Annotated in this window: 13 protein-coding genes; 8 read left to right on the top strand and 5 right to left on the bottom strand. The window is 70.8% G+C overall.

Annotated features, from left to right (window positions below; genetic code table 11):
* The first annotated feature begins 12 nt into the window (after positions 1 to 12).
* From DN069_RS02465 to DN069_RS02435, 7 genes are read left to right on the top strand one after another with little or no spacing between them, the layout of a single operon-like run.
* A complete protein-coding gene (locus tag DN069_RS02465) occupies positions 13 to 786 on the top strand; it encodes an SDR family NAD(P)-dependent oxidoreductase (protein WP_111499070.1) in 774 nt (257 codons plus the stop codon).
* A gap of 41 nt (positions 787 to 827) precedes the next feature.
* Positions 828 to 1,538, top strand: a complete 711-nt coding sequence (locus DN069_RS02460; RefSeq protein WP_111499069.1) for a FadR/GntR family transcriptional regulator — start codon at positions 828 to 830, stop codon at positions 1,536 to 1,538.
* Positions 1,535 to 2,683, top strand: coding sequence for a galactonate dehydratase (gene dgoD / locus DN069_RS02455; RefSeq protein ID WP_111499067.1), 1,149 nt, complete (start codon positions 1,535 to 1,537; stop codon positions 2,681 to 2,683). The genes DN069_RS02460 and dgoD overlap by 4 nt, the downstream gene beginning before the upstream one ends.
* Positions 2,684 to 2,687: 4 nt before the next feature.
* Positions 2,688 to 3,566, top strand: a complete 879-nt coding sequence (locus DN069_RS02450; protein WP_243638850.1) for a hypothetical protein — start codon at positions 2,688 to 2,690, stop codon at positions 3,564 to 3,566.
* 5 nt (positions 3,567 to 3,571) lie between these two features.
* A complete protein-coding gene (locus tag DN069_RS02445; RefSeq protein WP_111499065.1) occupies positions 3,572 to 4,204 on the top strand; it encodes a bifunctional 4-hydroxy-2-oxoglutarate aldolase/2-dehydro-3-deoxy-phosphogluconate aldolase in 633 nt (210 codons plus the stop codon).
* On the top strand, positions 4,201 to 5,133 hold the full coding sequence (locus DN069_RS02440; RefSeq protein ID WP_111499063.1) for an SMP-30/gluconolactonase/LRE family protein: 933 nt from the start codon (positions 4,201 to 4,203) through the stop codon (positions 5,131 to 5,133). The genes DN069_RS02445 and DN069_RS02440 overlap by 4 nt, the downstream gene beginning before the upstream one ends.
* On the top strand, positions 5,130 to 6,248 hold the full coding sequence (locus tag DN069_RS02435; RefSeq protein ID WP_111499062.1) for a sugar kinase: 1,119 nt from the start codon (positions 5,130 to 5,132) through the stop codon (positions 6,246 to 6,248). Before DN069_RS02440 ends, DN069_RS02435 begins: the two co-directional genes overlap by 4 nt.
* Positions 6,249 to 6,378: 130 nt before the next feature.
* On the opposite strand, the gene DN069_RS02430 is transcribed toward DN069_RS02435, so the two are convergent.
* Both DN069_RS02430 and DN069_RS02425 read right to left on the bottom strand, forming a co-directional pair.
* A complete protein-coding gene (locus tag DN069_RS02430; protein WP_111499060.1) occupies positions 6,379 to 6,705 on the bottom strand; it encodes a putative quinol monooxygenase in 327 nt (108 codons plus the stop codon).
* 106 nt (positions 6,706 to 6,811) lie between these two features.
* Positions 6,812 to 7,195: a nuclear transport factor 2 family protein gene (locus DN069_RS02425; RefSeq protein WP_111499059.1), complete on the bottom strand. Its 384-nt coding sequence runs from the start codon at positions 7,193 to 7,195 to the stop codon at positions 6,812 to 6,814.
* A gap of 130 nt (positions 7,196 to 7,325) precedes the next feature.
* On the opposite strand from DN069_RS02425, the gene DN069_RS02420 reads away from it, so the two are divergent.
* Positions 7,326 to 8,144, top strand: coding sequence for a MerR family transcriptional regulator (locus DN069_RS02420; RefSeq protein WP_111499057.1), 819 nt, complete (start codon positions 7,326 to 7,328; stop codon positions 8,142 to 8,144).
* Between the two features lie 720 nt (positions 8,145 to 8,864).
* Here the strand turns inward: DN069_RS02420 and DN069_RS02415 are convergent.
* The 3 genes from DN069_RS02415 to DN069_RS02405 form a co-directional block, all read right to left on the bottom strand.
* A complete protein-coding gene (locus DN069_RS02415; protein ID WP_111499055.1) occupies positions 8,865 to 9,746 on the bottom strand; it encodes an NAD-dependent epimerase/dehydratase family protein in 882 nt (293 codons plus the stop codon).
* 456 nt (positions 9,747 to 10,202) lie between these two features.
* The gene (locus DN069_RS02410; RefSeq protein ID WP_111499053.1) at positions 10,203 to 11,318 is read right to left on the bottom strand and encodes a DNA alkylation repair protein; all 1,116 of its coding nucleotides are present in this window, start codon (positions 11,316 to 11,318) and stop codon (positions 10,203 to 10,205) included.
* Between the two features lie 230 nt (positions 11,319 to 11,548).
* Positions 11,549 to 12,010, bottom strand: coding sequence for a hypothetical protein (locus DN069_RS02405; RefSeq protein WP_207892025.1), 462 nt, complete (start codon positions 12,008 to 12,010; stop codon positions 11,549 to 11,551).
* Between the last annotated feature and the right edge of the window lie 112 nt (positions 12,011 to 12,122).

The following is a 12,122-nucleotide window of genomic DNA, read 5'->3' as shown; positions in this document are numbered from 1 at the left end:
AGTCAGCAGCAGATGAGTGAGCCGCACAGTGCCGCTCCCACGGACCGACACGTCACCAGGGTCGCCGTCGTCACCGGCGCGGCGTCGGGGATCGGCGCGGCCGCAGCCGAGAGACTCGCGGCCGACAGCGCGGCCGTCGTCCTCGCCGACGTCTCGGCGAAGGGCGAGGAGGTTGCCGAGCGGATCACAGCCGGCGGGGGACAGGCGACCTTCGTGCAGGCCGACGTCGCGACCGAGGACGACTGGATTCGCGTCGTCAAGGCCGCCCACGTCTTCGGCCCCGTGGATGTCCTGGTCAGCAACGCATTCACCGTGGACGTCACGGCCGCGCACGAGACCTCGCGCGACTCGTGGGACCGGCAGCTGGGGGTCAACCTCACCGGTGCCTTCCTCGGCGTGCGCGCGGTCCTGCCCGATCTGCGCGAACGTGGCGGCAGCGTGGTCCTGGTCTCCTCCGTGCACGCCCGCTTCGGCCTGCCCGGCCACCCGGCCTACGCCGCGACCAAGGGCGCGCTGCTCGCGCTGTGCGGCCAGCTCGCCGTCGAGTACGCCCCGGGCATCCGGGTCAACGCGGTCCTGCCCGGACCGGTCATGACCGGGGCCTGGGACCGGGTCGCGGAAGCCGACCGGGAGCTGAGTATCCGCTCGACGCCGGCCGGCCGCTTCGGCACCCCCGCCGAGGTGGCTGCGGCCATCGCGTTCCTGGCCGGCCCCGAAGCATCGTTCATCACGGGGGCGAGCCTTGTCGTCGACGGTGGCTGGTCCGTCGCCAAGGCCTCGGCCTGAGACCTCAGTCCTGGCACCCGAAGGAAGTAAGGACGCAGCACATGTCGCTCTATGGAAACCGCGGGGTGCACGGCCAGACCGTGGACGCCATCGCCCGCCGCGTGCTCAGTGGTGAGCTGCCGGAAGGAACCACTCTCGACGTCCCCGCGCTCCGCGAGGAACTGGACGTCAGCATGACCGTCCTGCGGGAGTCGCTGAAGGTGCTGGCGGCCAAGGGCCTGGTGGACGCCCGACAGAAGCGCGGCACCTTCGTGCGCCCGCGCGCGGACTGGAACCTGCTCGATCCGGACGTGCTGCGCTGGCAGTTCAGCGCGGAACCGGACCTTTCGCTGTTGCGCAGCCTCGACGAGGTGCGCGGCATCATCGAGCCCGCCGCGGTCCGACTGGCCTCCGCACGAAGGACCGATGAGGACCTCGCCCGCCTTGACCAGGCCCTTACGGCGATGGCCGAAGCCGACCACGCGGTCGCCGAGGTCGCCGCCGACCTCTCCTTCCACCGCGCCCTGCTCGGCGCGACCCACAATGAGCTGCTCGAACGCATGCAGACCGTGCTCGAATCGGCGCTCGCCGCCCGCGACCAGCTGGTGCACAGCACCGAACACGCCACAGGCGACCCGGTGCCCAGCCACCGCGCGGTACTCGACGCGGTGCGCAGCCAGGACGCCGATGCCGCCGAGTTCGCGATGCGCGCGCTGCTGGAAAAGGCGGCCAGCGACGAACAGCGGGCACACCCCGGAACGGATGCCGAGTGAAGATCACGAGGATAGAGACCTTCCTGGTCCCGCCACGCTGGCTGTTCTGCCGCGTGGAGACCGACGAGGGCATCGTCGGATGGGGCGAGCCCGTGGTCGAGGGGCGCGCCGAAGTGGTGCGCACCGCCGTGGAGGTGCTCGCTGAGTACCTCATCGGCCAGGACCCGCTGCGGATCCAGGACCACTGGCAGGTCCTGACCAGAGGCGGCTTCTACCGGGACGGACCGGTGCTCTCCAGCGCCGTCGCGGGTCTGGACCAAGCGCTGTGGGACATCGCCGGCAAGGCGTACGACGCGCCCGTGCACGCGCTGCTCGGCGGTCCGGTGCGTGACCGCGTCCGGGTGTACGCCTGGGTGGGCGGCGACGAGCCGGCCGAGCTGGCGGACGCGATCACCGCGCAGGTCGAGGCGGGGTTCACGGCCGTGAAGATGAACGCCAGCGGCAGGATGTCGCCGATCGCAAGCTCGGGAGAGGTCGACGCCGTCGTCGCCCGAGCCGCTGTGGCACGCGACGTCCTCGGCCCGGACCGGGACCTGGCCATCGACTGCCACGGCCGGTTCACCCCGGCCACCGCCCGGCGGGTGCTACCCGAACTCGCGCCGTTCCGGCCTCTGTTCGTGGAGGAGCCGGTTCTGCCCGAGCATCAGCACGCGCTGGCGTCGCTGGTGGAGGCGAGCCCGGTGCCCCTGGCCACCGGTGAGCGGCTGTACGGCAGGGCGAGCTTCCTGCCCGTGCTGCAGTCCGGGGTGGCCGTGGTCCAGCCGGACCCGTCCCACGCGGGCGGCATCAGCGAGGTCACCCGGATCGCCTCACTCGCCGACACCTTCGGCGCGTTGCTCGCCCCGCACTGCCCCCTCGGCCCGATTGCGCTGGCCGCCAGCCTGCAGGTCGGCTTCGCCACCCCCAATTTGCTGATCCAGGAGCAGAGCCTTGGCATCCACTACAACAAGGATGCCGATCTGCTCTCGTACGTGGTCGACCCCGAGCCGTTCCGCTTCGTCGAGGGCCATGCCCTGCGCGGGCTGCAGCCCGGGCTCGGCGTGACGGTGGACGAGAGTGCCGTGCGGGCCGCCGACCGTGACTCGGCGCACAAGTGGCGCAACCCCGTCTGGCGCCACCGCGACGGATCTCTGGCCGAGTGGTGACCTCGTGAGCGAGAACTATCCCGGCAGCGAGGCTGTCCCGCTGTCCGTACGGGTCGATGCCACCCACGGCGGGCGGTGGACCCAACTGAGCGGCGCCGGGCGGGAATGGCTCTGGCAGCGCGACGAACCGCTGCGCGCACAGGTCGTCCCCGGCGACCGCTTCGTGGACGCCGGCGGACTGGAGGAGTGCATCCCGACGGTGCGTGGCACGCCTGACCATGGCGATGCGTGGAGCCGGGCATGGACCGCTGGCGACCCGGAAGGGTCCGAGCACGTCGTGCGTTGCCGCGACTTCGAGCTCAGGCGGCGCATCGATGCGGGCGGGGGAGTCGTCGTCGCCGACTACGCGCTCGTCGCTCGACCTGGCTATCGGTTCATCTGGGCCGGACACGCTCTGCTCGACCTCAGTGGCGACGCCGTGTTGGAGATCGACGGGAGCCCGCGAGCGCGCCTCTTCCCCGAGGCGGCACCGTACCTCGGCCGCCCCTGGCCTGAGGGCGCCGCCTGGGTCGAGGAGCAGTGGCCCGAACCTGCCGGAATCCCCCTGCACATCCTGGGACCCGGCGACGGAAGCGCCACGGGCGCCGTGATGTACCAACGCGGCGAGACGTCCTCGACAGCGACTGCTCGGGTGCGTGACGGCGCCGACAGCCTGAGCCTGCGCGTGCAGTGCGACGGACAACCGACCGGCATCGCACTGTGGCGCAACCTCGGCGGTTTCCCACCCGAAGGCCCGTACCGCAGCATCGGGGTCGAGCCGATGCTGGGCCGGGTCTTCGACCTGGCCGACGCCGCCGAAGGGGACTGCGCCGTCACCCCGGCATCCGGGGTGGTCAATTGGCGGCTGACCATCGCCGCTCACCGGAACGAGAACGGAGCCTGAGAACCATGGATCTCCCAGCGCTGCTGCGCGAACGGCGCCTGCTCGCCATCGTGCGCGGCCGGCACACCGAATCCGTGCTCCACACTGTGCTCGCCCTCGCGAGCGAGGGCGTCGACCTGATCGAGGTCTCGCTCACCTCGGCGAACGCCCTCGACGTCATCTCCCGTGCCCGCGCGGACCTGCCCAGCACCACGGTCCTTGGTGCGGGCACAGTCGTCACCGCCACGGACGCGCGGAACGCACACGCGGCGGGCGCCGGGTTCGTGGTGACCCCAGGACTCGGTGACGGTGTCCCGGAAGCCCGCGATCTCGGCATGCCCACGGTCGTCGGCGCGCTGACCCCTACCGAGGTGATCGCGGCGCGCGCCGCCGGCGCCGACGCGGTCAAGCTCTTCCCCGCCGCCTCGATGGGCGGACCTGATTATCTGCGGGCTCTGCGGGCCCCCTTTCCTGATGTGCCGTTCGTTCCCGTCGGAGGCGTGGACGCCGACGCGTTCCGGCGCTACCTGGACCTCGGCGCGCTCGCCGTCGGCGTGGGCAGCCCGTTGACCGGTGACGCAGCGGACGGCGGCAGCCTGGACGAACTGCGCGCCAGGATCCGCGCCTTCCTCGACACCGTCGCCGAGACCGCCGCATGACACAGCCCACGACACCGCAAAAGCCGGCCTCGCCGTGGACCGACCGGCTCGAACTGGGTGAGGGAGCACGCTGGATCGACGACCGGCTGGTCCTGGTCGACCTGCTGCGCGGACGCCTCCTTGCTCCGAACCCGACCGATCCGGCGATGGAAGTCCTGGCCGAACTCGGCACGCCGCTCGGCGCGGTGGCGCCCATCCACGCCAATCCGAACGCACTGATCGCGGCAGCCGGAACGGGCGTCTGCATCCTGACCGGCATCGGCACGGACGAACTGGACGTCGCCTGGATCGCCCGGACCACGACCGGGCCGACCGAGAACGGCTCGGACACCTTCGAGACCGCCGCGATGCGCGTGAACGACTGCACGGCCGACTCTGCCGGCCGATTCTGGTTCGGGACCATGGCCTACGACGCCGCCGAGGACGCGGGCTCGCTGTACCGGGTTGACCGCGACGGCACTCTCACCCGGGTCCTGGACCGGATCTCGATCCCGAACGGTCCGGCCTTCACCGAGGACGGCACGACCATGTACCTCGCCGACAGCGCGCGCCGCCTCGTACAGCGCTACAGCGTCGACGTCGGAACCGGCGCCCTGGGCGAGCCCGAGGTGTTCGCCGACTTCGCCGACTGCGGCGGCGGTCCCGACGGCATGACCGTCGACCTCGAAGGCGGGGTGTGGATCGCCTGCTGGGGCGCCGGAGCCGTGCACAGATATCTCCCGGACGGCACGCTGGATCGCATGGTCGAACTGCCCGCCGCACAGCCGGCGAGCGTGTGCCTCGGTGGCTCGGACGGGCGGCTGCTGCACATCACGACGGCTCACTACGGCATCGAATGTCCGGGTGAAGCCGACGGCGCAGTCTTCACCCTCCGGGTCGATGTACCCGGCTTCCCGGCGGCGTCCTTCCGGAACAAGGTGGAGCGATGACATCGCAGCAGCAGGAGGGGCCCACCTGGCGGCCTACCACGCGCGACGGCAGACACAGCGTGGCCTGCGTCGGCGAGACCATGGTCTCGTTCATCCCACCCCATGAGGCCACGCTGGAGGCTACCGACACCGTCGTCCTCGACACCGCGGGTGCCGAGTCGAACGTGGCGATGTACCTCGCCCGCCACGGCGTCGACGCACGATGGGTGTCCAGGATCGGAGATGACCCGTTCGGCCGTAGGGTGATCGGCCGCGTGAGCGCGGCCGGAGTCGACGTCTCGGGTGTGCCTACCGACTCGACACGCCCGACCGGACTGCTGTTCAAGAACCCCAGGAACGCCGCAGAGTCAGGCGGCACGCGGGTCTCCTACTACCGGCAGGGCTCAGCGGCGTCCGCCATGGGTCCCGAGGTGCTCGAAGAGAAGGCGCTGCGCACCGCGAGCTTGTGGCACTTCACCGGGATCACACCGGCACTCTCCCCGAGCTGCAGGCAGCTGGTGGAGACCGCGCTCGGCCAGGCCGACCGACCCCCCGTCAGCTTCGATGTCAACTACCGACCCGCCCTGTGGAACGAATCACCCGCGGACCTACTGAGCCACCTGGCGCAAGCCGCCGACATCGTGTTCGTCGGACTCGACGAGGCCCAGGAGCTGTGGGGAACCGCCATCAGCGACCCCGGCGACGTACGAAGTCTGCTTCCCTCACCGAAAATCGTGGTGGTGAAGGTCGCCTCGCACTTCGCCACGGCCTTCCTCGGTGACAAGCAGGCCACCGTCCCCGCACTGGCCGTCGACGTCGTCGAACCCGTCGGCGCGGGCGACGCTTTCGCCGCAGGATTCCTCGCCGCGCTGCTGCGCGCCGAGCCTGTCCACCGCTGCCTCCGCCTCGGACACATCACAGCCGCCTCGGCTCTCTCCGTGACCGGTGACCACGGTCCCCTCCCGGACGCCACGAAGATCGAACGGTTGCTCGAGGTCTCCCCGCAGGGATGGAGCGCGCTCCAGGTGCGCAATTCGCACCATCGTCTGCCAATCGAAGGAGAAGACCTCAGGGCGTCGGAAGAGATGAGCCCCTTCCGTGTCGACGACGGACCGCTCTTCGAGTACGCGGAGTAGGTCGAAGGATCAACTACCTCGGGACCTGACCACCCTCGTGTGGCGGGCCTGTCGAGGACCTCATCAGTGCAGGTGAGGCCGCATCTCGGTCGTTCAGGACGGCAAGCGGGCTGCGACGGTCATCCGACTCTCAGGCCTGCTCGTTGCGCGCTGCGACGCCTTGTCCGTGGTAGAGCTCGTCGTAGTAGTGGAGCACCAGCGGGCGGGTGAGCATGGCCTCGAAGGTCGCGGTGAAGCCGCGTTCGGTGCGCCAGGCGAGGTAGTCGGTGTAGTGGTGGGCCTCGGTCCACTGGGTCAGGCCGGTGACGTGATCGGGGTCGTTCTGGTCGCGCAGGATGCGGATGTCCTCGCAGCCCTCGTGCTTGAGGCTCTCGCCCAGGATGTCCAGCAACAGTTGCGCGACGTCGTCGCCGCGGCCGGGTTGGGCGAACAACTCGGCGGTGACCAGCGTGCTCATTCGGATGTTCCTTCTACGACGGTGACGGGCTCGGCCCGCCGCCGGGGAAGGTGCCGGCAGGGGCCTCGGTGGTGTGGCGGCGCGGCGCTGCCGGCGGGGCCTGCCTTCAGTAGGGCGAGGGCTGGTTGTGGACGATGACCAGCGAGGTGATCTTGCCGCCGGCGTCGGTGAGGTAGTTGGTGAGGACCAGTTCGTCGGGCAGGTTGGTCTTGTCGTAGGTACCGTCGTAGCGCGCCCGCACGATCGTCAGGTTGCCGTGGCGCGCGAGCTCCGTGACGTCCATGGTGACCTTGTCGCCGACGATCTCGCGGTCCAGCCAGGCGCGGATCGAGGCAGGGTCGGCGAACTCGCGGCTGGCGTCGTTGACCACGGCGTCGTCGGCGAAGGTCGCCATGATGGCGTCCGCGTCGAAGGCGTTGACCGCCTCGATGTAGGCGGCGACGACATCGGGCAGAACTGCGGGCTGGGCGTTGGTGTCGGTGGTGTTCATGGGGAATCTCCTCGTAAAGCCTCGGCGCGGTGCGGCGCCTACCACCGACCCTGGGCCCTACCCCCACGGGAGGGTCAACCGGGGACTGCCCGCTGGACCCTCCGGCTGGGGGAGGGTTGACACTGGTGCCATGCACACGGGCATGACGGTCGGCGAGTTCTCCCGCGCGACCCATCTGAGCGTCAAGACGCTGCGGCACTACCACGACGTGGGGCTGCTCGCGCCGGCCGACGTGGACCAGGGCACCGGCTACCGGTACTACTCCGTGGACCAGGTGCCCACCGCGCAGGTGATCGTGCGCCTGCGGGACCTGGACATGCCGGTGGCGGATGTGAAGGCGGTGCTGGCCGCTAAGGACGTGGGGACCCGCAACGAGCTGATCGCCGCGCATCTCGCCCGGCTGGAGGACCGGCTGGCGCAGGCGCAGAGCGCCGTCGAATCATTGCGTGACCTGCTGGCCAGGCCCGCGCACGGGTCGCACATCGAGTACCGCACCGTCCGTGAGCAGGTGGCGATCGGGATCCGCGAGGTCGTCGACCGCCAGGACCTGGCGGGCTGGTGGCAGGGGGCGCTGGGGGAGCTGCACGGGTTCACCACTGCCCGTCGACTGCGCGCCACCGGCCCGATGGGCGGGCTGTTCGCGACCGGGCTGGTCGAGGACGAGCGTGGCGAGGCGCTGGTGTTCGTCCCCGTCGACGGCGAGGTGCGCCCGGTCGGGCGGATCGACGCCGTGGTCGTGCCCGGCGCCGAGCTTGCGGTCGCGGTCCACCGGGGGACCCTGCAGACCATCGACCTCACCTACGGCGACCTGGGCACTCACGCCGCCCGCCACGAGATCGGCGTCGACGGACCGCTGCGCGAGTTCTACCTGCGCAGCCCGCTCGACGTGACCGGCGAGGACGAACTGGTCACCGAGGTCGGCTGGCCCATCTTCCGGGCGAACGGCTGATGGACCCGTTGGATTGGCGCCGCAGGACACGCCTCCTCCGGATGCAGGGCGCGGACGCCAAGTAGAGGATCTTGACGGCGTTTCTCCGGTCCCACGTTCCGCTGAACCACTCGGTGCCGCGCTGCGTATGCCTGTTCGAGGCCGACGACTGTCATTCAAGCCGGACCTCGACGCGTCCGGCGGTCGCGGTGTGTCGCCTGACCGGCCGCGACAGGAAGACTGGGCTCACGCCCGGAAGGGAGCCGCGCGATGGTCCTCGATGTGCGAGAGCAAGTCAGTTCCGGTGCAGCCGGAACCGACCGGAGGCGGCGACAGGAGAAGGGGTGGGCGGCCCTCCTGGTCGTCGTTTCGACCGTCGACCTCATCGTCCTGACGGCCGGGATGTGGTACGCCTCCATGCCGCTGTTGGGCTGTGTGGAGCTGATCTTGATGATCGGGTTGGGCACGGGCGTCGCCCTGCTGCGTCGGAAGGACGGCGACAGGACGGTACCTCCCTCCCCCCCAGGCCGCCGAGATCCTCGGCGGTGGCCACGAAAGCGGGACAAGTGCGCCCCGCCGGAGACAGACCAGCGCCCGCGGTTGCTAAGGGATAGGGCGGCTCGGTCAGGCTCCAGCCCCTGGTTGAGCGCCGGCCGCTGCGCCGCCGGAGCAGGCTCTGGCGACGCAGTCATTGATGCTCAGCTCCGACTGGTGTTCACGGTGGTTGGGCGCTGGGTCATCTCAGTGGCGGTAGCTGCCCTGGCGGAACTCCTCCATCAGGGAGGGGCGTGTGGGGCGCCAGCCGAGGTCGGTGCGTGCCTTTTCGGCCGTCGTGGCCTGGTCCAGGAGCAGGACTTCGGCGAACCAGTCACCGAAGCGGGCGCGGGCCTCCTGCTCGGAGCCCGGCACGGCGCCCGGCGCCCCCACGGCGACGGCGGCTGCCTCCGTCAGCTCGGTGACCGTCGGGTTCACCCCGTCGCCGACGAGGTAGTAGCCGCTGGCCGACTCGTTTTCGAGGACGGCCCGGAAGAACGCGGCGAGGTCCGCGACGTGGACGGTCGACCAGTGCTGCCGGCCGTCGCCGATGGTGATCAGGTTCCCGGACTCGTCACGGGGCGACCCGAGCAGGGCGCCGGGAAGCCCGCCGCCGCCGTCGCCGTAGGCGACGCTGGACACGACGACCGTCGAGCGGACGTCCTTCGCCGCCAGCGCCCGGGCCTCGATCGGCTCGCGCCACGCCACCAACGCGGGCGAGTGGAAGGGCGAATGCTCGGTGATCGCCAGGTTGGAGCCGTAAACCCAGAGCCCGCCGATCTGGGCGTAGGCCTTTCCGGTGCCGACGTACGCCTCCAGGACCGCGTCGACGACGGCGGAGTCCAGCTCCGCGCTGGTGGCGTCGCCCGGGCTCGCGGTGTGCACGGCCGCATCCGCAGCGGCGAAGGCGCGCACGGCTGCCGCCGTGTCTGTCAGGTCGAGCTGGACGGGCGCGGCGCCGAGCGCCTCGGCTGCCTTCGCGCTGCCGTCGTCGCGCACCAGCGCGGTCACCTGGTGGCCGTGCTGGACAAGTTCGGTGAGGATGTGCGATCCGACGAAGCCGGTCGCGCCGGTCAGTGCGATCTTCATCGCGCCTGCTCTCTGTACTGGACGCGCCGGAGGTGGCGAGCGTCGTGGACGGGGGATGCCTTCTGTTTCACGGCCGGGCCGGCTGCACGCCCGGTGGCCTCGGGGGCGACGGTGGCCGCGCCGAGGTTGACCACGGGAGGCCGACAGCGATCAGTGGGCGGGTCCCATCAACCGGGGCGCGCACTGCGAGGCGGCTGGTCCGGTCGAGGGGCGGCGTCGCGGTGTAGGTGCGCCCCATGCACGTGACGACGGTGGCGTGGCGGGTCGCCTCGCCGATGCCCAGGCTCCCGGCCACCGGGTTCCCCGGCCACGTCCGCGGGATCGGGCTCCACCTGTTGCGTTCCGTGACTCATCAAACTCACACAGTCACCCTAGCGAGTCGGATGGAGGCGGGCTCGTCCAGCTAGCCCCAGGGCGCATCCTTGACGAGCGACCGGTGCAGTAGGCAGTCGGGGGTCACGGCTCTTGCAGGTGGAACGCGGTGTAGCCGTAGCGGGTGCCGTTGACCTGCAATTCGAGGGCGTGGCCACCCGGATGGAGTCGGCGCGTGCTCAGCGGCACGAACTTTTGGCCGCGGGTCAGGGCCAGCTTCCCGCCAGGGGCGAGGTTGCGGGTGGTGAGCTTGTACACCCTGGGCACGAGCTGGCTGTTGGCCTTGCGGTAGTGCACCACGTAGTCGACAGCGATCTTGACCGGTGCGGCAGCGGTGTTTGTGATCGTCGCGTCGAAGGTCAGGGTCTCGCCGATGGTGACGCGCTCGCTGTGCAGGTGCGGGCCGTCCACGCTCAGATGGTCCGCCGCGCCGTAGCCGAGCAGTGCGAGCGCGTCGGGATGTGCTTGCTTGATCAGGGTGCGAAGCCCGTGGCGCACCACACCCGCCACTGCGTCGGCCGTGCCCGGCGTCGCGGTGCCGGTCCAGCGGCGGGCGGTGGTGACGGCCAGGGCGGGGTCGGAGCGGCTGAGGTCGTTGAGGTGGTTGGCCACGGAACGCCGCACGTAGTCGGACGGGTCGGCGTGCAGGGCGTCGAGGACCCCCTGGGTGGCGGCGGGGCGGGCCAGTAGCGCGGGCACACGCTTGGCCCAGGGCAGGCGGGGCCGGGTGCCCTCACTGGCCAGACGGCGTACCTGTGCGTCGTCGTGCCGCGTCCAGGTTTGTGCCATGGCGAGCGTGCGGTCCAGGTCGGTGTTGAGGAAGGTGCGCAACGCGAACTCGCCGGTCAGACGGGGCGTCAACCGTGCCAGCAGCGCCAGGCCCGCGTCGAAGGCCGCCTCCGAGCCGTCCGCGGTCGCGAGACTGGCCACGGCCTCGGTCACAGGCCAGATCATCCACCCGGTGAACGCCGGATCGTCCAAAGCCCGGGTGATGATCTTCTCGCTGGCCGACCACCCGGCGGGAAGGTCATCGAGTAGAGCGTCCCGCACCGCCCGGGCACGCTCGGACAGCGCCATGCCCGGCAGGCTCGCGGCGACCGCCCGGGTGCCCGTCCATCCACGCCGTGGCGCGACGCCAGTGAAGACCTCCGCCAGCGCTTCGACACACTCCACGCTGATCAACTGATCGGCGAACGGCACGCCGCTCTCATCTCCCTCATCGCCGACACCTCGGACACGCTCACGGTAGGGGCTCCCCTTACCGGAGAGTCAAAGCCACAGGCCGCGCGGAGGCCCGGTGGCGCCCTCGGTGGGCGATGACCATTGGAATAGGGACCAGACAATCCAGCGGGAGCGGCGATGCCGAGCACGAGCGGCCACGTCATCGCCTACGTGGGGGCATCCCGGTCTCAGGGCAGGCTCGGCGGACCCTAAGCGCCCACCTGCACCTTTCCGCGCCGTACGGTGACGTATCCGGCGGTGAGGAGCGCCAGCACGGTCGCGGCCTCGGCGAGGATGCTCACCAGTGCCTGGGGCGCGGGTTGCAGGCCGCGTTCGGTGAAACCGAAGACCCCGACGGTGCGGGAGGCGGCGAAGCCGGCGAGCGCGCCAAGCGCCGTACCGGTGGCCGCCAGGTGGACGAGTGCGGGAGGCCGCAGGAACCCTCCTGCCAGCAGCAGCGCCGCGAGACCGAAAGAGGCCGCTGCCTGGACCACGAACAGCACACCGACCACGTGCACATAGCGGTACCCGTCGACGTAGAGCTGGGCGTGGACGACGCCGCTCGCGGCAAGCAGCACTCCGGCTGCGCCCGTGAGCACCCGCACCGCGGGCGGTCGTCCCGCGCCCGCTGTGGGGGAGTGCCCGGCTGCGACCGCCTGCTCGTCGTTCATGCCAGCTCCTGGTCGGTGATGGCCAGCGCCGTGGTGCCCTGCCGGTAGGCGACGGTGCGGATGCCGAGGGCGGTGTGCAACTGCCGGGCGGGGAGGACCTGCGGGGTGGGTG

It is taken from the genome of Streptacidiphilus pinicola (genome assembly GCF_003258295.1).
GTDB lineage: Bacteria > Actinomycetota > Actinomycetes > Streptomycetales > Streptomycetaceae > Streptacidiphilus > Streptacidiphilus pinicola.
The sequence above is the reverse complement of the archived record's forward strand: the minus strand, read 5'-3'. Positions and strand labels throughout refer to the sequence as shown.

Excerpts from the sequence above, each read along its gene's own strand:
- DN069_RS02465 (WP_111499070.1), top strand. The coding sequence starts at position 13 with ATGAGTGAGCCGCACAGTGCCGCTCCCACGGACCGACACGTCACCAGG.
- DN069_RS02460 (WP_111499069.1), top strand. The coding sequence starts at position 828 with ATGTCGCTCTATGGAAACCGCGGGGTGCACGGCCAGACCGTGGACGCC.
- DN069_RS02445 (WP_111499065.1), top strand. The coding sequence starts at position 3,572 with ATGGATCTCCCAGCGCTGCTGCGCGAACGGCGCCTGCTCGCCATCGTG.
- DN069_RS02440 (WP_111499063.1), top strand. The coding sequence starts at position 4,201 with ATGACACAGCCCACGACACCGCAAAAGCCGGCCTCGCCGTGGACCGAC.
- DN069_RS02435 (WP_111499062.1), top strand. The coding sequence starts at position 5,130 with ATGACATCGCAGCAGCAGGAGGGGCCCACCTGGCGGCCTACCACGCGC.
- DN069_RS02430 (WP_111499060.1), bottom strand. The coding sequence starts at position 6,705 with ATGAGCACGCTGGTCACCGCCGAGTTGTTCGCCCAACCCGGCCGCGGC.
- DN069_RS02425 (WP_111499059.1), bottom strand. The coding sequence starts at position 7,195 with ATGAACACCACCGACACCAACGCCCAGCCCGCAGTTCTGCCCGATGTC.
- DN069_RS02420 (WP_111499057.1), top strand. The coding sequence starts at position 7,326 with ATGCACACGGGCATGACGGTCGGCGAGTTCTCCCGCGCGACCCATCTG.
- DN069_RS02415 (WP_111499055.1), bottom strand. The coding sequence starts at position 9,746 with ATGAAGATCGCACTGACCGGCGCGACCGGCTTCGTCGGATCGCACATC.
- DN069_RS02405 (WP_207892025.1), bottom strand. The coding sequence starts at position 12,010 with ATGAACGACGAGCAGGCGGTCGCAGCCGGGCACTCCCCCACAGCGGGC.